The sequence below is a fragment of the Streptomyces sp. Q6 genome, assembly GCF_036967205.1.
Taxonomy (GTDB): domain Bacteria; phylum Actinomycetota; class Actinomycetes; order Streptomycetales; family Streptomycetaceae; genus Streptomyces; species Streptomyces citrinus.
On the sequence record NZ_CP146022.1, the window covers coordinates 6,080,834 to 6,102,461 of the forward strand.

A 21,628-nucleotide genomic window follows, 5' to 3' on the forward strand; every position below is an offset into this window, starting at 1 on the left:
ACTCAACTAACGCTCCTGCTGGTGAGTGGGGCGGGGGTAGCTGCCGGTCTGGCCGGTGCTGCCGGCCTGCCGACCCTGCTGGATGCCCCGTCGGAGATTGGTCAGCCGACCCCGCACCTCGTCGGGTGCGCGCGAGACCTGAGGACCGGTCTGGTTCTGCTGCTCCTGGGCCGTGCCTGCCACGAGGTTCGCCCGCGGGACACGACGCGGCAGACCGGAGACGGTGACACCGCCCGCGGCGGGCTTGCGCACCCGCTCGGCCTGACGCATCAGTTCGTCGTTCGGCGACTGACGCCAGTTCGTCGGGTCCTGGCTGCCGTTGGGGGAGGTGGCCGGACGCGTCGTGGGAGCCGCCGAGGGGGCCTGCGCCCGGTGCCGCTCCGGCTGCCGCGGGGCGGCCGGCTGCTGCGGGCGCGCTGCGGCAGGTGCTGCTGCGGCTGCTGGCCCTGGGCGGGCTGCGCCGGGTACGGCTGCTGCGGCTGGGCCTGCTGCTGACCGTTCTGCTGAGCCTGCTGCTGGGCCGCCGCCTGCTGCTGCCCGTGGAACCAGTTCGTCTCGAGCGTGTCGTACAGCGGCGTGCGCCCGTCGCCCGGCTCGGAGGCCGGCGGCAGGTAGTCCTGCTGCGCGGGCTGCGCCGGGATGCCCTGGTCGAGGCCGGACGGGCGGGCCGGGAGCGGCCGCTCGTACTGACCGGTCGACGACGGGCCCTGCGGGGCCGGCGGAATCTGCGGAGCCTGGGGCCGCGCGTACTGACCGGTGTCACCGTGCTGGACGCCACCACCCTGTACGCCACCGCCCTGCGCGCCCCCGAACACGTCGGGGCGGACGAACTGCCCGGTGTCCTGGCCCTGTTGGGGCGCGGGACGCGGCGCGTCGTAGTCGGGGCGGGCGAACTCGGCGGTGGCACCCGGGCCCTGACGGTCGTCCCGCACCGGCGGGAACTGCGTCGTGGACTCGACCGACTCCGGCTCCTCGTGCCCCCGCGGGGCGTCGAGGTGCGGCTGCGCGTTCTCGTCGCTCCAACTCGGCACGCGGGGCTGCGGGTTGCCGCCCGGCAGCTCGGCACGCGGACCGCCGCGCGGCGGCAGCACGGGGCGGCGCCCGCCACTCTGCCGCTGCTGCTCGGACGGGTCGTTGTGGGTGCGCTGCTGCGGCGGCACGGGGCCCTGCGCGCTCGGCGCGGAGCCGAAGAGGCCCCGGCACCGGCGGGCTGCTGCGGAGCCTGCGGACGCTGCGACTGGGGAGCCTGCGGGCGGCTCGGCGGGAAGCCGTTCTGCTGCTGGCCGTTCTGCTGCTGACCACCGTCGCGCGGACCCTGGCCCTGACCCTGGGGGCCCTGACCCTGCGGTCCGCCGTCACGGGCGGGCAGCGCCGCACGCGGCCCGTTCGTACCGGCACCGACCTGCGGCCGCGACGCACCGGGACCGGCACCGAGCCGGCCCGCCGCGCCACCACCGGCGACCGGGGCGGAACCGCGACGTGCCGCGGCGACACCGGCGGCGGCCTGCGCGGCGGCGGGACCGCCGGAGCCGGGCCCACCGGGCTTGCCGGGAGCCTTCTTGCCCTGGGCGACGTCCACCGGAAGCATGACCAGCGCGGTCGTACCACCGGAGTCGGAGGGACGGAGCTGGATGCGGATGCCGTGACGCTGCGACAGACGACCGACCACGAACAGACCCATGCGGCGCGAGACCGAGACGTCCACGGTGGGCGGCGAGGCGAGCCGCTCGTTGATCGCGGCGAGGTCCTCGGGGGAGAGGCCGATACCGGTGTCGTGGATCTCGATCAGCACACGCCCGTCGGGCAGCGCGTGACCGGTGACCTTGACCTTGGTCTGCGGCGACGAGAACGACGTCGCGTTCTCCAGCAGCTCGGCGAGCAGGTGCACGAGGTCGTTGACGACGCGACCGGCGACGTCCGTGGCGGGCACGGCGGCGAGCTCGATGCGCTCGTACTGCTCCACCTCGGACGCGGCGGCACGCAGCACGTCGACGAGCGGCACGGGCCGCGTCCAGCGGCGCCCCGGCTCCTCACCGGCGAGCACGAGGAGGTTCTCACCGTTACGGCGCATGCGGGTCGCGAGGTGGTCGAGCTTGAAGAGCGACGACAGCTGGTCGGGGTCGGCCTCGCGCGACTCCAGCTCGGAGATGAGCGACAGCTGACGCTGGATGAGACCCTGCGAGCGGCGCGAGAGGTTGGTGAACATCGCGTTGACGTTGCCCCGCAGGAGGGCCTGCTCGGCGGCGAGACGCACGGCCTCGCGGTGCACGTCGTCGAAGGCCGCGGCCACCTGGCCGATCTCGTCCCGCGAGTGCACACCGACCGACTCCACGGACGTGTCGACGTCCTGCGGGTCCGACTCGGAGAGCTGCTTGACGAGCTCGGGCAGCCGGTCCTGGGCGACCTTGGTCGCGGTGTCCTGGAGGCGGCGCAGCGAGCGGATCATGGACCGGGCCACGACGAACGCGCCGACCAGCGAGACGCCGAGCACCAGCAGGATCAGCGCACCGTTGAAGATGGCGTCACGCTCGGAGGAGTTGCGCAGCTCGCGGGCCTGCTGCTCCATCTCGTTGAGCAGCGTCAGCTCGATCTTCGACATGCCCACGATCCGCGAGCTGTCGGCGTCGACCCAGTCCTTGTAGGAGCGCTTGTCCTGCCCCTTGATGCCATCGGCCTTGGTGAGGACGCGGTCGGCGTAGTTGTCCGCCAGCGTGATGTTGTCGTTGTTCTCTTCGAGCGGCTTCAGGAGCTCCTGCGCGGCGACATCGCCGTACACGTTGCCGAACGTCTTGAGAGCGCTGTCCTGGTCCTCGGCCGCGGCGAGGCCGTACAGCCGGTCGGTCTCCGACAGCTTGCCGAACGTCTCCTTGTTCGCCGGAAGCGCGGCCGCGATGATGGCGCGCTGCTGGGAGGCGTACTCCTTGGCGGAGGAGAAGGCGGCGAGCGCGCGGGTGCGCTCGATCATCTCCGGGCTGCTGGTCGCCTGCGCCATGTCGGTGGAGAGCGACAGGAGGTTCTCGATGAGACGGCCGTACGCCTCGACGGTCTGCGACGACGTGGTGCCGTTGGTGTAGGCGTCGTGCCGGATCTTGGTGAGCTGGCCGAGCTGCGAAGCGATCTGCACGACGTGGGCGTGCACACCCTTCAGCTGCGACTTGCTGTCGTCCTCGATGCTGTACGTGCCGTCGAGGAACTCCTGCCGAGCCAGGTTGGTCTTGGTCCTGGCCGACTTGATGCCGAAGTCGCTCGCCTTGGCGCCGTTGGACAGCGGACCCGCCGACTGGTCGCGCTCCTCCTGGAGCGCCGACGCCAGCTCGGTGGCCTGCTTCGTCATCTCGGTGAGCAGCTTCATGTTGTCGAGCTGCTCGATGTCGTTCAGCGACTCGGCGATACGCAGCGCGCCCAGCGAGGTCGCGGCGACCACGGGCAGCGCCAGCAGCGACACCAGTCGCGTCGAGATGCGCCAGTTGCGCAGGGCTATGCGCGAGCCCGGCCCGGTCGCCCCCTTGGTCTTCACCGTGGGCGGCGCCGGCGTGGTCGAACCGCCGGACACGGTGGAGCGCCCGTCGCGCTCCCCTGCGTCGACGGACGCGGTGCGCCCCGGGTTATGGGCGTGCGGGGGCTGGGAACCGCCGGCTATCGGGCCGGTCCCGCCACGCGGCTCCGGCTCCGCCGAAGCGCTGCCATCCCTGTTCTTACGTCCCTGCACTAGCGTCGCAACCTCTGGACCAGGCGCCCCCGTCCGCGTGTGCGGAACAAGAGCGGTGTCGGCGTAGTTCGAGGGGCGACCTGAACGCCCCCCTGTGGTCGTGAAGTGACCGGCGCTGGCTTCCCCCTCCCCGCCGGTTCGAACCTGCGGCGGTCCCGCGAATTCCAGCACAGAGCCGGATCTCCAACAAGGGCGGAGAGATGCGGTGTGCCCGGCGTGACAGGGCGTGAGGAAAGGGTCACGAGACGTAGAAAGTGATCTAGATGAAACCGGGCATTCATGAACCTTTCAGGTACGGCCGGGGGGTGTCCCAGTCGCCATGATCGGGAGCGGAATGGTGGCTTCAGGTACGCAATGTCCGTTTCCCTTACGGGAGTTGGCGGCCCGAAGTGCCCGATTTGGGACCCGACTCGTGAGCAAACTCACATGGAGCGGATCGCGTCTTCCCGGCTTTCGGCGGGAATCACATGTTTAGCCTGACGCTTTACAGGGATGGCCCATCAGACAACGGAGAAGGTTCCAGAGCACAGTCATGAAGACGACGATGATCTCCCTCAACCTCGCCAACCCGCGGCGCACCACGCTGGCGCACCTCACGGACGCCGACGAGATCCAGGCCGCGCCGGCCCTCCCCGAGCACTCGGCCACGCTCCCCACGAACACGGCGAACCCGAAGCGCACCATCCTGATGGTCGCCCCCGAGACGGTCGTCCCGGCGGCCTGATCCCGAAGGCGCCGGGGCACCCCGCCGCGTTAGCCTGGGGAGGTCACACCCACCCGGGCCCAACGCAACAAAAAAAGGGGCGCAGCCAAGCCGTGCGCATCGCCAGATTCTCCATCGACGGGAATGTCGCCTTCGGCGCGGTCGAGGGCGACAAGCCTGACGAGCTCGTCCTCGACATCATCAAGGGCATCCCGTTCGCCGACTTCGAACTGAGTGGAACCAAGGTCCCGCTCAGCAAGGTCAGGCTGCTGCCCCCGGTGCTCCCGAACAAGGTCATCGCCTTCGGCCGCAACTACGCGGAGCACGCCAGGGAACTGGGCAACGAGGTCCCGGACGCCCCCTTCGCCTTCTTCAAGCCGTCGACGTCCGTGATCGGCCCGGGTGACGAGATCCAGTACCCCACCTTCTCCGAGGACCTCCACCACGAGGCCGAGCTGGCCGTGGTCATCGGCCGCATGTGCCGCGAGGTCCCGCGCGACCGCGTCAACGACGTGATCCTCGGCTACACCGCGGCGAACGACGTGACCGCCCGCGACGTCCAGAAGCGAGAGAAGCAGTGGGCCCGCGCGAAGGGCTTCGACACGTCCTGCCCGCTCGGCCCCTGGGTGGAGACGGACCTCGACGTCGCCGCGGCCTCCGACCTCACGATCCAGTGCACGGTCAACGGCGCACAGCGTCAGCTCGGCCGTACGTCGGACATGATCACGCCCATCGCGGACCTGATCGCGAACATCTCCGAGGCCATGACGCTGCTCCCGGGCGACGTCATCCTCACGGGCACCCCCGAAGGGGTCGGCCCGCTCAGTGTCGGCGACGAGGTCGCCGTCACCATCGAAGGCATCGGCACTCTCACCAACAAGGTTGTCAAGCGTGGCTAGCGCACCCGTACGCGTCCGTTTCTGCCCCTCGCCCACCGGTAACCCCCACGTGGGCCTGGTCCGCACGGCCCTGTTCAACTGGGCCTTCGCGCGCCACAACGAGGGCACCCTGGTCTTCCGCATCGAGGACACCGACGCGGCCCGCGACAGCGAGGAGTCGTACAACCAGCTCCTCGACTCGATGCGCTGGCTCGGCTTCGACTGGGACGAGGGCCCGGAGGTGGGCGGCCCGCACGCCCCGTACCGCCAGTCCGAGCGCATGGACATCTACAGGGATGTCGCGGAGAAGCTCCTGGCCGCCGGCCGCGCCTACCACTGCTACTGCTCCACGGAGGAGCTGGACGCCCGCCGCGACGCGGCCCGCGCCGCCGGCAAGCCCTCCGGCTACGACGGCCACTGCCGCGAGCTGACCGACGAGCAGAAGCAGGCGTACGAGGCGGAGGGCCGCAAGCCCATCGTCCGCTTCCGGATGCCCGACGAGACGATCACGTTCACGGACCTGGTCCGCGGCGACATCACGTACGAGCCGGAGAACGTCCCGGACTACGGCATCGTCCGTGCGAACGGCGCCCCGCTGTACACGCTCGTCAACCCCGTCGACGACGCGCTGATGGAGATCACCCACGTCCTGCGCGGCGAGGACCTGCTCTCCTCCACCCCCCGCCAGATCGCCCTCTACGCGGCCCTCAAGGACCTGGGCATCGCGAAGGAGACGCCGCTCTTCGGCCACCTCCCGTACGTCATGGGCGAGGGCAACAAGAAGCTCAGCAAGCGCGACCCCCAGTCGTCGCTGAACCTCTACCGCGAGCGTGGCTTCCTCCCCGAGGGCCTCCTGAACTACCTCTCGCTCCTCGGCTGGTCCCTCTCGGCGGACCGCGACATCTTCTCGATCGAGGAGATGGTGGCGGCCTTCGACGTCAAGGACGTCCAGCCGAACCCGGCCCGCTTCGACCTCAAGAAGTGCGAGTCGATCAACGGCGACCACATCCGCCTGCTCGACCCGAAGGACTTCGCCGAGCGCTGCGCCCCGTGGCTCAAGGCTCCGTTCGCGCCGTGGGCCCCCGAGGACTTCGACGAGGCCAAGTGGGCGGCCATCGCGCCGCACGCCCAGACCCGCCTCAAGGTCCTCTCCGAGATCACGGACAACGTGGACTTCCTCTTCCTGCCCGAGCCCGTCTTCGACGAGCCGAGCTGGACGAAGGCCATGAAGGAGGGCTCCGACGCCCTGCTCACCACGGCCCGCGAGAAGCTCGAAGCGGCCGACTGGAGCTCCGCCGAGTCCCTCAAGGAGGCCGTCCTGGCCGCCGGCGAGGCCCACGGCCTGAAGCTCGGCAAGGCCCAGGCCCCGGTCCGCGTGGCCGTCACCGGCCGCACCATCGGCCTGCCCCTCTTCGAGTCCCTGGAGATCCTGGGCAAGGAGACGACGCTGGCCCGTGTCGACGCGGCCCTGGCGAAGCTCGCCGCGTAACCACCGCGCACCCCGGAGGCCGGAACCCGCACGGGTTCCGGCCTCCGTTCGTTACCGTCGCCCCATGCCGATCAAAGCCGTGGTCTGGGATGTGGACGACACCCTCTTCGATTACGCCACCGCCGACACCGTCGGGATGCGCGCGCACCTCACCACCGAGGGCCTTCTCGACCGCTTCGGCACCGTCGAGGAGGCCCTCGCGCTGTGGCGGGCGACGACGCGGGAGCACTGGGCGCGCTTCGAGTCCGGCGCGACGGACTGGGAGGGGCAGCGCAGGGACCGCGTACGGGCCTTCGTGGGGCAGGCGCTGACGGACACCGCGGCCGACGCCTGGTTCACCCGCTACCTCGGCCACTACGAGGCCGCCTGGAGCCTGTTCCCGGACACCGTGCCGGCCCTGGACACGCTCGCCGCCGGATACCGGCACGCGGTGCTCTCCAACTCCTCGCTCCACAACCAGGACCGCAAGCTGCGCGTCCTCGGCGTACGCGACCGCTTCGAGGCCGTCGTCTGCGCCGCGGAGCTCGGCGTGGCCAAGCCCGACGCGGCCGCCTTCCACGCCGTCTGCCAGGAGCTCGCCCTGGAGCCCCACGAGGTCGCGTACGTCGGTGATCAGCCGGACATCGACGCCAGGGGAGCGGTGGAGGCCGGGCTCAGGGGCATCTGGCTGGACCGCGCGGGGATCGGCGGCAGGCCCGAGCTCGTCCGCATCACGGGCCTCGACCAGCTGGCCCCGCTGCTGGGGCGCGATACCCGTTTTGGAGCGCCGGAGACCTTCAGGTAATGTTCTTCCTGCGCCGAGGGAAGCGAGCCGAAAGGCCGAGACCCGGAAGCGCAAGCCCAAACAAAGTCCCCCCGGGGATTGCGTTTCGGTGGCCTATGGTGTAATTGGCAGCACGACGGTTTCTGGTTCCGTTAGTCTAGGTTCGAGTCCTGGTAGGCCAGCTCGCAGAGCTCATCTGCACCGTGGATTCCAGATCCACAAAGCCCCCGTTGTGTAGCGGCCTAGCACGCTGCCCTCTCAAGGCAGTAGCGCCGGTTCGAATCCGGTCGGGGGTACAGATCCTTCCCGCGAGGACGGTTACGGGTAGCTCCCGCCGACCTTGATGCAGGATCGCTAGGGCCCCCGTTGTGTAGCGGCCTAGCACGCCGCCCTCTCAAGGCGGTAGCGCCGGTTCGAATCCGGTCGGGGGTACGACTGAGTTCGCAGGTCGCGAGGCCTTGAACTTCAGTGGTCTATGGTGTAATTGGCAACACTACGGTTTCTGGTACCGTCATTCTAGGTTCGAGTCCTGGTAGACCAGCTCGATCACGCAAGTGGTCAGCGCCCCCGTTGTGTAGCGGCCTAGCACGCCGCCCTCTCAAGGCGGTAGCGCCGGTTCGAATCCGGTCGGGGGTACGCGAACGATCCGAGGCCCTTCCCGTACGCGGGAAGGGCCTCGTCGTATGTGGCGGTCGAACCGCTCAGGACACAACTACGGCCGGTCGCTGCGGCGTTGGAGCGACCGGCCGTGAACGGGCGGAAGTGTGAAGGACGTTGTGGATCAGCCGGTGCGGCGCAGGGCCTCGGAGAGGCGGCCCGCGGCGTCGATGACGGCCTGGGCGTGCATACGGCCCGGGTGGCGCGTCAGGCGCTCGATGGGACCGGAGACCGAGACGGCGGCCACCACGCGGTTCGACGGGCCGCGTACGGGCGCGGAGACGGACGCGACGCCCGGCTCCCGCTCACCGATCGACTGGGCCCAGCCGCGGCGTCGTACGCCCGACAGGGCCGTCGCCGTGAAGCGGGCGCCCTGGAGGCCGCGGTGCAGGCGCTCCGGCTCCTCCCAGGCCATCAGGATCTGCGCGGAGGAACCCGCCTTCATCGTGAGGGTCGAACCCACCGGAACCGTGTCCCGCAGTCCGGACAGCCGCTCCGCCGCGGCGACGCAGATCCGCATGTCGCCCTGGCGGCGATAGAGCTGGGCGCTCTCGCCCGTGACGTCCCGCAGGTGCGTGAGCACCGGGCCCGCGGTCGCGAGCAGCCGGTCCTCGCCCGCCGCCGCCGAGAGCTCGGAGAGGCGCGGACCGAGAATGAAACGGCCCTGCATGTCACGCGCCACCATGCGGTGGTGCTCCAGGGCCACCGCGAGGCGGTGGGCCGTGGGTCTTGCCAATCCGGTGGCCGCGACAAGGCCGGCAAGGGTCGCGGGTCCGGACTCCAGGGCGCTCAGGACAAGGGCTGCCTTGTCCAGAACGCCGACGCCGCTACTGTTGTCCATGCGTCGATACTCCCGTCTCACTCTGTGAAACGCAAGTTCAATTTTCCGTGGAACTTGCCACTCTGGACGTCACACCGGCCCGTGGACCACAACGGGCCCGGCCGTCGACGTCCGGTACGAGGGGTACGGATGTCGGCGATCCCGAAATCTCTAGTTGGGCCGGCACACACAAGCCGGCCGGAGGGAAAGCGATGGGTAGCACACTCGCGGAGAAGGTCTGGGACGACCACGTCGTCCGGCGCGCCGAGGGCGAGCCCGACCTCCTCTTCATCGATCTGCACCTGCTGCACGAGGTGACCAGCCCGCAGGCCTTCGACGGCCTTCGTCAGGCCGGCCGCCAGGTGCGGCGCCTCGACCTCACCATCGCCACCGAGGATCACAACACCCCGACCCTCGACATCGACAAGCCGATCGCCGACCCGGTCTCGCGCGTGCAGCTGGAGACGCTGCGCAAGAACGCCGCGGAGTTCGGCGTGCGCCTGCACTCGCTGGGCGATGTCGAGCAGGGCGTCGTACACGTGGTGGGGCCGCAGCTGGGCCTGACCCAGCCGGGCACCACCGTCGTGTGCGGTGACTCCCACACGTCCACGCACGGTGCCTTCGGCGCCCTGGCGTTCGGCATCGGTACCTCGCAGGTCGAGCACGTGCTCGCCACGCAGACGCTGCCGCTGGCCCGCCCGAAGACCATGGCCATCACGGTCGACGGCGAACTGCCCGAGGGCGTCACCGCCAAGGACCTGATCCTCGCCATCATCGCGAAGATCGGCACCGGCGGCGGCCAGGGCTACATCCTGGAGTACCGCGGCTCGGCCATCGAGAAGCTGTCGATGGAAGCCCGCATGACCATCTGCAACATGTCGATCGAGGCCGGCGCCCGCGCGGGCATGATCGCCCCGGACGAGACCACGTTCGCGTACCTCAAGGGCCGCGCCCACGCCCCCGAAGGCGCCGACTGGGACGCCGCGGTGGAGTACTGGCGGACGCTGAAGACGGACGACGACGCGGTTTTCGACGCCGAGGTCTTCATCAAGGCCGAGGAGCTCTCCCCCTTCGTCACCTGGGGCACCAACCCCGGCCAGGGTGCGCCGCTTTCGGCGAACGTCCCCGACCCGGCTTCGTACGAAGACGCTTCGGAGCGGCTCGCCGCCGAAAAGGCCCTGGAATACATGGGGTTGGAGGCCGGTCAGGCGCTGCGCGACGTCAAGGTCGACACCGTCTTCGTAGGTTCGTGCACCAACGGCCGTATCGAGGACCTGCGCGCCGTGGCCGACATCGTCAAGGGCCGCAAAGTCGCCGACGGCGTACGCATGCTGGTCGTCCCCGGCTCCGCGCGGGTGGGCCTCCAGGCCGTCTCCGAGGGCCTGGACCAGGTCTTCAAGGACGCCGGCGCCGAATGGCGGCACGCGGGCTGCTCCATGTGCCTCGGTATGAACCCCGACCAACTGGCCCCGGGCGAGCGCTCCGCGTCCACGTCGAACCGCAACTTCGAGGGTCGCCAGGGCAAGGGGGGCCGTACCCACCTCGTGTCGCCCCAGGTCGCCGCCGCCACCGCCGTGCTGGGCCATCTGGCCTCCCCGGCGGACCTCGCCGAGTCCGACGCCCGTACGCCCGCTGGAGTCTGATCAGTCATGGAAGCATTCACCACGCACACCGGCCGGGCCGTCCCGCTGCGCCGCAGCAACGTCGACACCGACCAGATCATCCCTGCTCACTGGCTCAAGAAGGTGACGCGGGACGGGTTCGAGGACGGGCTCTTCGAGGCCTGGCGCAAGGACCCGGAGTTCATCCTCAACAAGCCCGAGCGCGCGGGCGCCACGGTGCTGGTCGCCGGGCCCGACTTCGGCACCGGTTCGTCCCGTGAGCACGCCGTCTGGGCGCTCCAGAACTACGGGTTCAAGACCGTCATCTCCTCCCGCTTCGCGGACATCTTCCGCGGCAACTCCCTCAAGAACGGCCTGCTGACCGTCGTTCTGGACCAGAAGGTCGTGGACGCGCTCCAGGCGCTGGTGGAGAACGACCCGCAGGCCGAGATCACGGTCGACCTGGAGGCGCGGGAAGTTCGGGCCGAGGGCGTCACGGCGTCCTTCGAACTCGACGAGAACTCCCGCTGGCGGCTGCTGAACGGGCTCGACGACATCAGCATCACGCTGCAGAACGAGTCGGACATCGCCGCTTACGAGGCGAAGCGTCCCTCCTTCAAGCCGCAGACCATCCAGGTCTGACCCTGGTGGCGGATCGGTTCTGATCCGCCGCCGGGCAAGGCTTATTCAGGCCACATCCACAGGCCTCGTACCCCCAATCGTGCACCGGTTGGGGGTACTTCTGTGTGCGGCCCCGGAGCCTCCGCGCTGACCTGAACGGGTGGTCTCCGCGTGTCGCCAACTCCCTTGAATGCCAAGGGTGTTCCTGGGGTACACGTGCCTCGGCGCCGCTCTGAGCGGGCATGTCGTGCAGGGGCCCAGGAGGCCCTTGTGGGGCGGGAGTTACCCCCTGCGGAGGCGACAACTCGCCCCAGATGGCACAATCTGTGCATGGAACACGACGGCCAACTCCAGATGTACACGGCGGTCGCGAACCAACTCAAGGAAGCGCACGCCCGAGTGCGCACACTGCAAGTCCCGGAGGGCGTACGGATGGCGCTGACCCGGAAGCTGCTGGCCATTACGGCCGCGGCCAAACACGATCTCGCCGGTGCGGCAAGGCGTCTGGAGCGATTCATGGCGGACCTCGATGACTTCGAAGAGGGCTCGCTCACTGAAGAAGAACTCTGAGACCGCCTAGTTCGTTGCGGCACAAGGGTGATTAGCCCGTTTCGCGTTTGATTTGCGGTATATATCTGCCTAACGTGCGAAAAAGCCGGGTCGAAAGAGATTCGCCCCGGCAATGTCTCCGAAGGGGAAGACGTGAACAAGGCGCAGCTCGTAGAAGCGATTGCCGACAAGGTCGGCGGCCGTCAGCAGGCCGCAGACGCCGTCGACGCCGTACTGGACGCCATCGTCCGTTCCGTGGTGAACGGCGACCGCGTTTCGGTCACCGGCTTCGGTTCGTTCGAGAAGGTCGACCGTCCGGCTCGTTACGCCCGCAACCCGCAGACGGGTGAGCGCGTTCGGGTCAAGAAGACCTCGGTGCCGCGTTTCCGCGCGGGCCAGGGCTTCAAGGACCTCGTCGCGGGTTCGAAGAAGCTCCCGAAGAACGACGTCGCGGTCAAGAAGGCGCCCAAGGGCAGCCTGACCGGCGGTGCTTCGGCGACGGTCAAGAAGGCCGCTGCGAAGAAGACCACGGCGAAGAAGGCCGCCGCCAAGAAGGCGACGCCGGCGAAGAAGACCACCGCCACGGCGAAGAAGGTTACCGCCACGGCGAAGAAGGCGACTCCGGCCAAGAAGGCGACCACCGCCAAGAAGGCCGCCACCGCCAAGAAGGCCGCCGCGAAGAAGGCGACCCCGGCCAAGAAGGCGACCCCCGCCAAGAAGGTCACCGCGAAGAAGACGGCGCCCGCCAAGAAGGCCACGGCCAAGAAGGCGCCCGCCAAGAAGTCGACGGCGCGCAAGACCACCGCCAAGAAGACGACCGCTCGCAAGAAGTAAGGCACGAGCCCTTCTTGGGCACCTGCCTTCATGGGCGTACGCCACAAGGCTGCTCACGCGCCGGGCCGGGCTCCCCTCGGGGAGCCCGGCCCGCGGCGTGTACGGGGGTGATCGGTCCGGTGGGGAGCGGCCGGCTCCTCAGAAGGTCTGGAGCGTCACGAGCGTGATCTGCCGGGCCTCGCCCTCGCCCTCGACCTCGATGCGCACCCGCTGACCGGGGCGCAGCAGCCGCAGGCCGCCTGCGTCGAAGGCCGCGGTGCCGAAGGGCACCGGGGTGCCGTCGTCCAGAAGGACGCTGCCGGAGCGGGTTTCTGAGTCGTACGTGTACGTGGTGGCCTGCATACGGGCAGCGTACTCAGTCCGGGATCAGCAGCCCCGCGGCGGCCCGCGCCGTGTACGGGCCCACGCCCAGGGCGAGCGCGGTGCGCAGGTCGTCGCCGGTGTCGACGTCCTGGCGTACCGAGCCCACGCCGTCGAGGGGGAGTTCCACGGCGCCGGACGCCGTATGGCGCGCGCGGGAGGCCGTACCGAATGCGGGCAGCAATTCCGCGCCGGGGGCCGCGGACAAGAGTGTTGTGCCGATTCCGGCGGCATCGGGCAGAAATGCCCGGGGAAATACGGTGGCCGTGGCGAGAACGCGGGCCAATTCCAGGGGGCGCAGCGCCGGCAGATCGGCGTTCAGCGCCGCGAGGGGCGCGGCCGGGCGCAGGGCCCGCGCGCAGGCCGCTCCGTGGGCGAGCGCGGCGTTCAAACCCGCCTGCGGGCTGTCGGGGACGACGCGGGCGCCCAGGGCCGCCAGTTCGCGCTCCGCCCGGACGTCGTCCGTGACTACCACCACATCCCGCACCGCTGTACAGGCCCCCGCGGCGGCGACGGTGTCCTGCGCGAACGCCAGGGCCAGACCGGGGCGCAGGGCGTCCCCGGCCGTGGGCGCCAGCCTGCTCTTGGCCCGCACCAGCGGTTTCAGCGGTATCACCAAGGTCCACTGCACCCGCCCATTGTGACCGGTGCGCGCGGTGGGCCGGTCGTAAAGGGAAGGTGTGCGCAGCTCAATGCAGGGGCGGTGGCCGGAGACGGGTGGGCGTACGGTGTTCTCGACAGACCGGAGGCCCGGGGCGACACTTGTGCGGCCCCCTGGGTCCTAGAGGAAGGTGTCCGAGTGTCCCGCCGCAGAATCGGCTTCTGGTACCGCTTCGCAGCGGTCCTCTGCAAACCGCCGCTGGTGGTTCTGTTCAAGCGGGACTGGCGCGGAATGGAGCACATTCCGGCCGACGGCGGATTTATCACCGCGGTCAACCACAATTCCCATCTGGACCCCTTCCTCTACGCGCACTTTCAGTACAACAGCGGACGAGTCCCGCGTTTCCTGGCGAAGCACGGCCTCTTCAGGAAGGGCTTCGTGGGGGCCGCGATGCGGGGCACCGGCCAGATTCCGGTCTATCGCGAGTCCACGAACGCGCTGAGCGCCTTCCGCGCCGCGATCGACGCCGTGGAGCGCGGTGAGTGCGTGGCCTTCTATCCCGAAGGAACGCTCACCCGGGATCCGGAACTGTGGCCCATGACCGGTAAGACCGGTGTCGCGCGCGTCGCGTTGCAGACGAAGTGCCCGGTCATTCCCGTGGGCCAGTGGGGCGCCACCGAAGTGCTGCCGCCCTATGCGAAGAAGCCGCGCTTTTTCCCGCGCAAGACGCACCATGTGCTCGCCGGTGAACCCGTCGATCTGTCGGCCTACTACGGCAAGGAGACGACGCCGGAACTCCTCAAGGAGGTGACCGAGGTCATCATGACCGAGATCACCGCGCTCGTCGCGGAGCTGCGCGGCGAGAAGGCCCCGCAGAAGCGGTACGACCCGCGCGAGGCGCGCCTCGCGCAGCGCCGCAAGTCGCAGGCGCAGAGCGGGAGTTCGGGCGAGATGACGGAGGAGAGCAAGTGACGCGCCCTGTGAAGGCAGCCGTCTTCGGAACCGGTTCGTGGGGCACGGCGTTCGCCATGGTGCTCGCCGACGCGGGCTGCGACGTGACCCTGTGGGCGCGCCGCGCCGAGCTCGCCGAGACCGTCAACTCCACGCGGACGAACCCCGATTACCTGCCCGGTGTCGAACTCCCCGAGGGCGTGCGCGCGACGGCCGACCCGGCCGAGGCCGCGGCCGACGCCGACTTCACCGTGCTCGCGGTGCCCTCGCAGACACTGCGCGGCAACCTGGCCGCGTGGACGCCGCTGCTCGCCCCCGACACCGTGCTCGTCTCGCTGATGAAGGGCGTCGAGCTCGGCTCGGCGATGCGGATGAGCGAGGTCATCGAGGACGTCACGAAGGTCGGCGAGGACCGCATCGCGATCGTCACCGGACCCAACCTGGCGCGCGAGATCGCCGCCCGCCAGCCGGCCGCCGCGGTGGTCGCCTGTCGCGACGAGGCCGTGGCCCAGCGCCTCCAAGTCGCCTGCCACACCCCGTACTTCAGGCCGTACACGAACACGGACGTGGTCGGCTGCGAGCTGGGCGGCGCCGTCAAGAACGTCATCGGGCTCGCGGTCGGCATCGCCGACGGAATGGGCCTCGGCGACAACACGAAGGGCTCGCTGATCACGCGCGGGCTCGCGGAGACGACCCGCCTCGGCATGGCCATGGGCGCGGACCCGCTGACCTTCTCCGGGCTCGCCGGGCTCGGCGACCTGGTGGCGACGTGCTCCTCGCCGCTGTCGCGCAACCACACCTTCGGCACCAACCTCGGCAAGGGCATGACGCTCGAGGAGACCATCGCGGTCACCAAGCAGACCGCCGAGGGCGTCAAGTCCTGCGAGTCCGTGCTCGACCTCGCGCGGCGCCACGATGTCGACATGCCGATCACCGAGACCGTCGTCGGCATCGTCCACGAGGGCAAGCCGCCGGTGGTCGCCGTGAAGGAGCTCATGTCGCGCTCCGCCAAGCCCGAGCGACGCTGAGCGACGGCGGCACAACGGGTCTCTGCGGGCGCTGACTCTCGTACTACCAGCAGGTACGCTCAACGCGATATGAGCAGCGAGAACCTCCCCCAGAGCCCTGTGCCCGCCACCTCGGGCGCTTCGTCGAGCGGGCAGAAGCCGCGTGTGGCCGTCGTCTTCGGCGGTCGCAGCTCCGAACACGGAGTCTCCGTGGTCACCGCGGGCGCCGTGCTGCGCGCCATCGACCGCACCAAGTACGACGTGCTGCCCATCGGCATCACGCGCGAGGGGCGCTGGGCGCTGACGGCGGACGATCCCGAGCGGATGTCCATCACCGACCGCCAGGTGCCCGACGTCGCCGATCTCGCCGAGTCGCCCGAGGGCGGCGTGGTGCTCCCGGTCGACCCGTCGTCGCGCGAGGTCGTCTACACCGAACCCGGCTCCGTGCCCAAGGTCCTCGGCGACGTCGACGTCGTCTTCCCCGTGCTGCACGGCCCGTACGGCGAGGACGGCACGATCCAGGGTCTCCTCGACCTGTCCGGGACGCCGTACGTCGGCTGCGGTGTGCTCTCCTCGGCCGTCGGCCAGGACAAGGAGTACATGAAGCGGATCTTCACCTCCTTCGGGCTGAAGGTCGGGCCGTATCTGGTGATCCGGCCGCGCGAGTGGGAGCGCGAGCAGGACGGCGCGCGCCGCCGCATCGCCGACTTCGTGGGCGAGCACGGCTGGCCGCTGTTCATCAAGCCCGCACGCGCGGGATCGTCGTTCGGCATCACGAAGATCGACTCGTTCGACGGGCTCGACGAGGCGATCGAGACCGCCCGCGCCCACGACCCGAAGGTCATCGTCGAGGCGGGCGTCGTCGGTCGCGAGATCGAGTGCGGTGTCCTGGAGTTCGAGGACGGGCCGCGCGCCTCGGTCCCGGCCGAGATCCCGCCCGTACAGGCCCATGACTTCTACGACTTCGAGGCCAAGTACATCGACTCCGCCGCCGGCATCGTGCCCGCGCCGCTGAGCGACGAGGAGACCGCCGAGGTGCAGCGCCTCGCCGTCGAGGCGTTCGAGGCCGTGGCCTGCGAAGGCATCGTGCGGGCGGACTTCTTCCTCACCGAGGACGGCGAGTTCGTGATCAACGAGATCAACACGCTGCCCGGCTTCACGCCGATCTCCATGTATCCGCGCATGTGGCAGGAGAGCGGTGTGAGCTACCCGGAGCTGGTCGACCGGCTCCTGGAGGCGGCGCTGCGCAGGCCCACGGGGCTGCGGTAGCCGCCACGGCGCGTCCCGGCTGAACCCCGGGAACCTCTAGTCGGCGATCCCTTCGGGGATCGCCTTCTTGATGGGCTTGGCCAGGTCCACGAGCGGCCCGGCGCCGCCTTGCGCCACCTGGTCCTCGGGGATCGTCACCTCGACGTACGCGAGACGCCCGCCGGTGGTCATGCGCTGCGCGCCGCTGTCGAGCTTCTCCACGACCCACTCGACCTCGTTCACGGTCGCGGGCATGGTGCCCTTCTTCAAGACCGCGTCAGGCCACGCCACACCGCAGCGCAGTATGATCGCCGGGCTTCCCCACGCCGCGGTCAGTTCGGAGCGCGGTTCGGGATCGTTGCGCTCGAGTCCGTCGACCTTCTGCGGCAGCAGTTCGTGCAGATTCCGGCACAGCTTGGTGACCTTCGCGTCCGGGGTGGGAACCGTCGCCGCCGGCGCATCGTCCGTTGAAGCGCAGCCCGAGGCGGCGGCGATCAGCAGGGTCAGGGCAGGCAGTCCGAAGTGAAGACGGAGCCGGTGACGGAAAGAGTTCACCGGCACAGGGTAGACGGGGGCTACAGGTGGACGACCGGGCAGGTCAGGGTGCGGGTGATGCCATCCACTTGCTGGACCTTGGCAACCACCATGCGACCCAGTTCATCGACGGTGTCGGCTTGCGCACGCACGATCACGTCGTAGGGGCCGGTGACGTCCTCGGCCTGAATGACTCCCGGAATCTTTCCGATCAGCTCGGCGACAGTCGACGCCTTGCCTACTTCGGTCTGGATCAGGATGTACGCCTGTACCACGGAACCTCCAGGGCGGCCACGAGGATCATGTGGGGAGAAGGGACGCCACGGTATCGCGTCGCCGCTCGTCGCGGGGAGACCCGGGGTGGCTGTGGCGTACTCACCGTGAATGCGCCCTCCGGGAGCGCAAGGGATCGTAGGGGCAAGCCCGTGACACAAACCGTACCCATGACAGAGACGGCTCGCGACCGCGAGCAGGCCGGGGCAGAAGGGGCAGCACGCGCATGAAGGGCACCGTCGGCGAGCTGGGCGAGTTCGGGCTCATCAAGGAGCTGACCTCGCGGCTCACCACCACTCCGGCCGTACGAGTCGGTCCCGGGGACGACGCCGCAGTGGTCGCCGCACCGGACCGCAGGGTCGTGGCCAGCACGGACATCCTGCTGGAGGGCAGGCACTTCCGGCGCGACTGGTCCACCGCGTACGACGTCGGCCGCAAGGCCGCCGCCCAGAACCTGGCCGACATCGCCGCCATGGGAGCCGTCCCGACCGCGCTGCTGCTCGGTCTCGTCGTACCCGCCGAACTGCCCGCGTCCTGGCCCTCCGAGCTGATGGACGGGCTGCGCGACGAGTGCCAGGTGGCCGGCGCCGCCGTGGTGGGCGGCGATGTCGTCCGCGGTGACACCATCACCGTCGCGATCACCGCGCTCGGCGATCTGCGCAACCACGACCCGGTGACCCGCGGCGGCGCCCAGCCCGGTGACGTCGTCGCCGTGACGGGCTGGCTGGGTTGGTCCGCGGCCGGGTACGCCGTGCTCTCCCGCGGCTTCCGCTCGCCGCGCGCCTTCGTCGAGGCGCACCGCAGGCCCGAACCGCCGTACCACGCGGGCCCCGCGGCGGCCGGTCTCGGCGCCACCGCCATGTGCGACGTGAGCGACGGGCTCATCGCCGACCTGGGCCATATCGCCGAGGCCAGCAAGGTCCGCATCGACATCAAGTCCCAGAAGGTCGACGTGCCGTCGCAGATGAGCGACATCGGCCAGGCCGTCGGCGTCGACCCGCTGCAATGGGTCCTGACCGGGGGAGAGGACCACGCGATCGTGGCCACCTTCCCGCCGGACGTGAAGCTGCCCGCCCGCTGGAAGGTCATCGGCGAGGTACTCAACCCGTCGGCCCTGCCGCAGGTCACCGTGGACGGCGCGCCCTGGACGAGCAAGGGCGGCTGGGACCACTTCGGCGACGAGTCGGCCGAAGGGGGCGGTGCCGGCGGGCCGGGCGGATCGGCCGGTTCGGGCGGCCCGGGTGGCGGGCTTGGTGGCGGGCTCGGGGGGTCCGGCGGGCTCGGTGGTCCGGGCGGACTCGGTGGGTTCGGCGGGTTCGGTGGGGAGATCGAGTCGTGACAGGGGCGGGTGCTCCGGGCGGATCCGCCGCGGGGGGTGCTCCCGCGGCCGGACGGGTTCCGGCTCGGGTGCTGACCGTCGCCGGGTCCGACTCCGGCGGCGGCGCCGGGATCCAGGCCGACCTCAAGACGATGCTGGCTCTCGGCACCCACGGTATGAGCGTGATCACGGCCGTCACCGCTCAGAACTCCCTGGGCGTGCAGGGTGCTTGGGAGCTTCCGGTCGAGGCGGTGCGCGCGCAGTACCGCAGCGTCGTCGACGACATCGGGGTGCAGGCCGTCAAGACGGGGATGCTCGCGTCGCCCGAACTCGTGGAATGTGTCGCCGACTTGCTCGCCGGTACGGCTGCCCCCGTCGTGGTCGATCCGGTCGGCGTGTCCAAGCACGGTGACTCGCTGCTCGCCGCGTCGGCGCTGGACTCCGTGCGGACCAAGCTGCTGCCGACTGCCACCGTGGCGACACCGAACCTCGACGAGGTGGCGCAACTCACCGGTGTACAGGTCGAGTCGGAGGACGGGATGCGCCGGGCGGCGGCGGCCATGCTCGTGTACGGGCCGCAGTGGGTGGTCATCAAAGGTGGGCATTTGGGCTCCGGGGGAGTGGGATCGGGTCGGGGCGGTGCCGGTGCCGGTGTCGGTGCCCGTGGCGCGGGCGCCGTGGACGCGGTGGATCTGCTGACGGACGGCTCCGAGGAGCACTGGCTGCGCGCCCCGCGCCATGACAACCGCCACACGCACGGCACGGGCTGCACCCTCGCCTCCGCGATCGCGGCCGGCCTGGCGACGGGCCAGGAGGTGCCCGAGGCCGTGCGCGCGGCCAAGGAGTACGTGACCGGGGCCATCGCCGCAGGGTTCGCACTCGGCGGCGGCATCGGGCCGGTCGATCACGGCTGGCGGCTCTGAGCTTCGCAGGCGGCCGGGCCGGCATAGCCCTCGGCCTCGGGCACCGAGCGGGTGTCCGCGGCAGAACGGGGGGAGGTGGCGGAGGCGGTCTCGGCGTCGGCGTCGGCGTCGGTGTCGACTTCGACCTTGACCTTCACCTCGGCTTCGGCTTCGGCCTTGACCTCGGCCTTGACCTTCACCTCGGCTTCGGCCTCGGCCTTGACCTCCACCTTGGCTTCGGCCTCGACCTCGGCGGCGGTCACAGAGCCGGTCGTTGCGGCAGGGTGGGCGTGGGTGGCAGTGGCTGTCTCGGAGACCGAGGCGGGTATCGGCTCGGCGGACAAGGCGTAGTCCTTCAGCGCCAGGTTGCTCGCCGCCTTCTCCGTCAGGCGCTTGAAGAAGCCCGCCAGGAACCGTGAGCTGAGCATCCGGTACGCCCGGTCGCGGCTGCGCATCTTCTTCTGGGAGGCCGGCGCCAGGAACGGTCCCGCGTTCCCGGAGGTTTTCTGGCAGCCCTTCGCGTACTCCGTGATGGCGGCCTCGAAAGCGGCGAACGCCGTGCGGTGATCGCCGCGCGCCGCCACCAGCTCGCCCGCGAGGACGTACGCCGAGACCAGGGCCGTGCCGGTGCCTATGCCACCCATGGTGGCTCCGTGTCCCGCGTCGCCCAGCAGGATCACCCGGCCCTGAGAAAGCCTGTCGATATGGATCTGGGCGATGGCGTCGAAGTACAGGTCGTCCGCCGCGTCGAGCGCCTCCAGCATCTGCTGTACGTGCGGCCACGCCATGCCACGCAGCTTCTCGGCGACGATCCGCTTCTGCTGCGCCAGGTCCTTGCGGTCGTACGTGAGCTCCCGCGACTGGAACACGACGCAGGCGCCGGCCCGCTCCGGGTCGCCGTCATAGTTGTTGATCATCGCTGTGCGGCCGGGTTCGGTGTAGAGCCTGGCCGTGCGGTCGAGGCCCAGATGGTTGGGCATGTCGAACCCCGCGACGTAGTAGCCGAGGAAGCGGAGGTACCGGGATTCGTCCCCGAAGACCAGACGTCGGGTGTGGGAGTGCAGGCCGTCCGCGCCGACGATCAGGTCGAAGGTGCGGGGCGCCCCATGGTCGAAGGTGACGTCGACACCGGTGGCGGTCTCGGTGAGCGTGTCGATGGAGTCGCCGAAGACATAGGTGACTGTGTCCTTGGTGCGCTCGTACAGGAGCTTCGAGAGGTCGCCGCGGAAGACCTCGACGTCGCCGCTCATCAGATGCGCGGGCAGATCCACGCGCTCGGTGTCGTCCGCGTCGACGATGCTCTGCCGGCCCATGTCGGTCTGGATCCTGTGCAGCTCGTCCCAGATGCCCATCCGGGTCAGGACGGTGCGGTGGACAGGGCCGCGGAAGTCGACGGCGAAGCCGCCTTCGCGCAGGGCGAGTGCCTTCTCGACGACCGTGACGCGGGCGCCTTGGCGGGAGAGCCAGAAGGCGATCGCGGGCCCGGCGATGCTCGCGCCGGAGACCAGAACGTCGAGGTGAGCGAGTGCGCCTGGGGGAGCGCATGGGTCGGTGGGAGCGCCCGTGTAGGGGTGATCGAGTGCTTCGGTGGGAGCGCCCATGTAGGGCTGATCGAGTGCGTCGGTGTGAGCGAGTGTCTCGGTGGCCGGGTGGGTGCCGGTGGTCGGGTGGGCGCTGGTGGCCGGGTGGGTGTCGGCGGCCGGGCGGCCGTCGGTGGTCGGGTGGCTGTCCGAGGTGGTGTGCGTCTGTTTCGTCATGGGAGTGAGCGTGCGCCGGGGCGCTTACCGTTCGCTGACCACTCGCTGACCAA

At 70.0% G+C, this 21,628-nt stretch carries 17 protein-coding genes, 5 tRNA genes and 3 pseudogenes; 18 read left to right on the forward strand and 7 right to left on the reverse strand.

Annotated elements, in window-relative coordinates; translation table 11 throughout:
* Nucleotides 1–6: 6 nt before the first annotated feature.
* Nucleotides 7–3,709 (reverse strand): annotated as a pseudogene (locus V2W30_RS41670) (nitrate- and nitrite sensing domain-containing protein).
* Between the two features lie 532 nt (nucleotides 3,710–4,241).
* Here V2W30_RS41670 and V2W30_RS28340 point away from each other — a divergent pair.
* The 9 genes from V2W30_RS28340 to V2W30_RS28380 all read left to right on the forward strand — a co-directional run bounded on the left by V2W30_RS28340 (nucleotide 4,242) and on the right by V2W30_RS28380 (nucleotide 8,178).
* Nucleotides 4,242–4,433, forward strand: coding sequence for a hypothetical protein (locus V2W30_RS28340; RefSeq protein ID WP_338700917.1), 192 nt, complete (start codon nucleotides 4,242–4,244; stop codon nucleotides 4,431–4,433).
* 92 nt (nucleotides 4,434–4,525) lie between these two features.
* Nucleotides 4,526–5,311 (forward strand): fumarylacetoacetate hydrolase family protein, encoded by a 786-nt coding sequence (locus tag V2W30_RS28345; RefSeq protein ID WP_338700919.1) that lies wholly within the window; start codon nucleotides 4,526–4,528, stop codon nucleotides 5,309–5,311.
* Nucleotides 5,295–6,779 carry a glutamate--tRNA ligase gene (gltX, locus tag V2W30_RS28350; protein WP_338700921.1) on the forward strand — a complete coding sequence of 495 codons (1,485 nt, stop codon included), beginning with the start codon at nucleotides 5,295–5,297 and terminating at the stop codon, nucleotides 6,777–6,779. Before V2W30_RS28345 ends, gltX begins: the two co-directional genes overlap by 17 nt.
* A 64-nt stretch (nucleotides 6,780–6,843) precedes the next feature.
* Nucleotides 6,844–7,563 (forward strand): HAD family hydrolase, encoded by a 720-nt coding sequence (locus V2W30_RS28355; protein ID WP_338700922.1) that lies wholly within the window; start codon nucleotides 6,844–6,846, stop codon nucleotides 7,561–7,563.
* Nucleotides 7,564–7,652: 89 nt separating this feature from the next.
* A tRNA-Gln gene (locus V2W30_RS28360) sits at nucleotides 7,653–7,724 on the forward strand.
* A 41-nt stretch (nucleotides 7,725–7,765) separates the two neighbouring features.
* Nucleotides 7,766–7,838 (forward strand) — tRNA-Glu (locus V2W30_RS28365).
* A gap of 63 nt (nucleotides 7,839–7,901) precedes the next feature.
* A tRNA-Glu gene (locus V2W30_RS28370) sits at nucleotides 7,902–7,974 on the forward strand.
* 37 nt (nucleotides 7,975–8,011) lie between these two features.
* A tRNA-Gln gene (locus tag V2W30_RS28375) sits at nucleotides 8,012–8,083 on the forward strand.
* Nucleotides 8,084–8,105: 22 nt separating this feature from the next.
* Nucleotides 8,106–8,178, forward strand: a tRNA-Glu gene (locus tag V2W30_RS28380).
* 145 nt (nucleotides 8,179–8,323) lie between these two features.
* Here the strand turns inward: V2W30_RS28380 and ndgR are convergent.
* Complete coding sequence (gene ndgR, locus V2W30_RS28385) at nucleotides 8,324–9,040, reverse strand: IclR family transcriptional regulator NdgR (protein ID WP_338700923.1); 717 nt, start codon at nucleotides 9,038–9,040, stop codon at nucleotides 8,324–8,326.
* Nucleotides 9,041–9,231: 191 nt separating this feature from the next.
* Here ndgR and leuC point away from each other — a divergent pair, with 191 nt between their 5' ends.
* From leuC to V2W30_RS28405, 4 genes are all read left to right on the forward strand, one after another.
* Nucleotides 9,232–10,662 carry a 3-isopropylmalate dehydratase large subunit gene (gene leuC / locus V2W30_RS28390; protein ID WP_338700925.1) on the forward strand — a complete coding sequence of 477 codons (1,431 nt, stop codon included), beginning with the start codon at nucleotides 9,232–9,234 and terminating at the stop codon, nucleotides 10,660–10,662.
* 6 nt (nucleotides 10,663–10,668) lie between these two features.
* Complete coding sequence (gene leuD / locus V2W30_RS28395; RefSeq protein ID WP_338700927.1) at nucleotides 10,669–11,262, forward strand: 3-isopropylmalate dehydratase small subunit; 594 nt, start codon at nucleotides 10,669–10,671, stop codon at nucleotides 11,260–11,262.
* A gap of 309 nt (nucleotides 11,263–11,571) precedes the next feature.
* Nucleotides 11,572–11,811: a hypothetical protein gene (locus V2W30_RS28400; protein ID WP_338700928.1), complete on the forward strand. Its 240-nt coding sequence runs from the start codon at nucleotides 11,572–11,574 to the stop codon at nucleotides 11,809–11,811.
* Nucleotides 11,812–11,943: 132 nt separating this feature from the next.
* Nucleotides 11,944–12,624: an HU family DNA-binding protein gene (locus tag V2W30_RS28405; RefSeq protein WP_338700929.1), complete on the forward strand. Its 681-nt coding sequence runs from the start codon at nucleotides 11,944–11,946 to the stop codon at nucleotides 12,622–12,624.
* 138 nt (nucleotides 12,625–12,762) lie between these two features.
* Here the strand turns inward: V2W30_RS28405 and V2W30_RS28410 are convergent, their stop codons facing one another.
* A complete protein-coding gene (locus tag V2W30_RS28410; RefSeq protein ID WP_338700931.1) occupies nucleotides 12,763–12,966 on the reverse strand; it encodes a hypothetical protein in 204 nt (67 codons plus the stop codon).
* Between the two features lie 13 nt (nucleotides 12,967–12,979).
* Nucleotides 12,980–13,615 carry a 2-phospho-L-lactate guanylyltransferase gene (gene cofC, locus V2W30_RS28415; protein ID WP_338700933.1) on the reverse strand — a complete coding sequence of 212 codons (636 nt, stop codon included), beginning with the start codon at nucleotides 13,613–13,615 and terminating at the stop codon, nucleotides 12,980–12,982.
* 168 nt (nucleotides 13,616–13,783) lie between these two features.
* On the opposite strand from cofC, the gene V2W30_RS28420 reads away from it, so the two are divergent.
* The 3 genes from V2W30_RS28420 to V2W30_RS28430 all read left to right on the forward strand — a co-directional run bounded on the left by V2W30_RS28420 (nucleotide 13,784) and on the right by V2W30_RS28430 (nucleotide 16,812).
* Entirely contained in the window at nucleotides 13,784–14,557 is a 774-nt protein-coding gene (locus V2W30_RS28420) for a lysophospholipid acyltransferase family protein (RefSeq protein WP_338700935.1), read from the forward strand.
* Nucleotides 14,554–15,564 (forward strand): NAD(P)H-dependent glycerol-3-phosphate dehydrogenase, encoded by a 1,011-nt coding sequence (locus V2W30_RS28425; protein WP_338700936.1) that lies wholly within the window; start codon nucleotides 14,554–14,556, stop codon nucleotides 15,562–15,564. The genes V2W30_RS28420 and V2W30_RS28425 overlap by 4 nt, the downstream gene beginning before the upstream one ends.
* A gap of 69 nt (nucleotides 15,565–15,633) precedes the next feature.
* On the forward strand, nucleotides 15,634–16,812 hold the full coding sequence (locus V2W30_RS28430) for a D-alanine--D-alanine ligase family protein (protein WP_338700937.1): 1,179 nt from the start codon (nucleotides 15,634–15,636) through the stop codon (nucleotides 16,810–16,812).
* A 36-nt stretch (nucleotides 16,813–16,848) separates the two neighbouring features.
* Here V2W30_RS28430 and V2W30_RS28435 read toward each other — a convergent pair whose 3' ends face one another.
* Both V2W30_RS28435 and V2W30_RS28440 read right to left on the reverse strand, forming a co-directional pair.
* A complete protein-coding gene (locus V2W30_RS28435) occupies nucleotides 16,849–17,346 on the reverse strand; it encodes a DUF3515 domain-containing protein (RefSeq protein ID WP_338700939.1) in 498 nt (165 codons plus the stop codon).
* Nucleotides 17,347–17,366: 20 nt separating this feature from the next.
* Complete coding sequence (locus V2W30_RS28440; protein ID WP_016642988.1) at nucleotides 17,367–17,600, reverse strand: Lrp/AsnC family transcriptional regulator; 234 nt, start codon at nucleotides 17,598–17,600, stop codon at nucleotides 17,367–17,369.
* A 224-nt stretch (nucleotides 17,601–17,824) separates the two neighbouring features.
* Between V2W30_RS28440 and V2W30_RS28445 the strand changes: the two are divergent.
* Both V2W30_RS28445 and thiD read left to right on the forward strand, forming a co-directional pair.
* Nucleotides 17,825–18,778, forward strand: a pseudogene (locus tag V2W30_RS28445) (thiamine-phosphate kinase); the annotation flags it as partial.
* Nucleotides 18,779–19,005: 227 nt separating this feature from the next.
* Entirely contained in the window at nucleotides 19,006–19,839 is an 834-nt protein-coding gene (gene thiD / locus V2W30_RS28450) for a bifunctional hydroxymethylpyrimidine kinase/phosphomethylpyrimidine kinase (RefSeq protein ID WP_338700940.1), read from the forward strand.
* 308 nt (nucleotides 19,840–20,147) lie between these two features.
* Here the strand turns inward: thiD and V2W30_RS28455 are convergent.
* Nucleotides 20,148–21,575, reverse strand: a pseudogene (locus V2W30_RS28455) (FAD-dependent monooxygenase); the annotation flags it as partial.
* Between the last annotated feature and the right edge of the window lie 53 nt (nucleotides 21,576–21,628).

Excerpts from the sequence above, each read along its gene's own strand:
- V2W30_RS28430 (WP_338700937.1), top strand. The coding sequence starts at position 15,634 with ATGAGCAGCGAGAACCTCCCCCAGAGCCCTGTGCCCGCCACCTCGGGC.
- V2W30_RS28400 (WP_338700928.1), top strand. The coding sequence starts at position 11,572 with ATGGAACACGACGGCCAACTCCAGATGTACACGGCGGTCGCGAACCAA.
- leuD (WP_338700927.1), top strand. The coding sequence starts at position 10,669 with ATGGAAGCATTCACCACGCACACCGGCCGGGCCGTCCCGCTGCGCCGC.
- V2W30_RS28355 (WP_338700922.1), top strand. The coding sequence starts at position 6,844 with ATGCCGATCAAAGCCGTGGTCTGGGATGTGGACGACACCCTCTTCGAT.
- V2W30_RS28340 (WP_338700917.1), top strand. The coding sequence starts at position 4,242 with ATGAAGACGACGATGATCTCCCTCAACCTCGCCAACCCGCGGCGCACC.
- V2W30_RS28410 (WP_338700931.1), bottom strand. The coding sequence starts at position 12,966 with ATGCAGGCCACCACGTACACGTACGACTCAGAAACCCGCTCCGGCAGC.
- leuC (WP_338700925.1), top strand. The coding sequence starts at position 9,232 with ATGGGTAGCACACTCGCGGAGAAGGTCTGGGACGACCACGTCGTCCGG.
- ndgR (WP_338700923.1), bottom strand. The coding sequence starts at position 9,040 with ATGGACAACAGTAGCGGCGTCGGCGTTCTGGACAAGGCAGCCCTTGTC.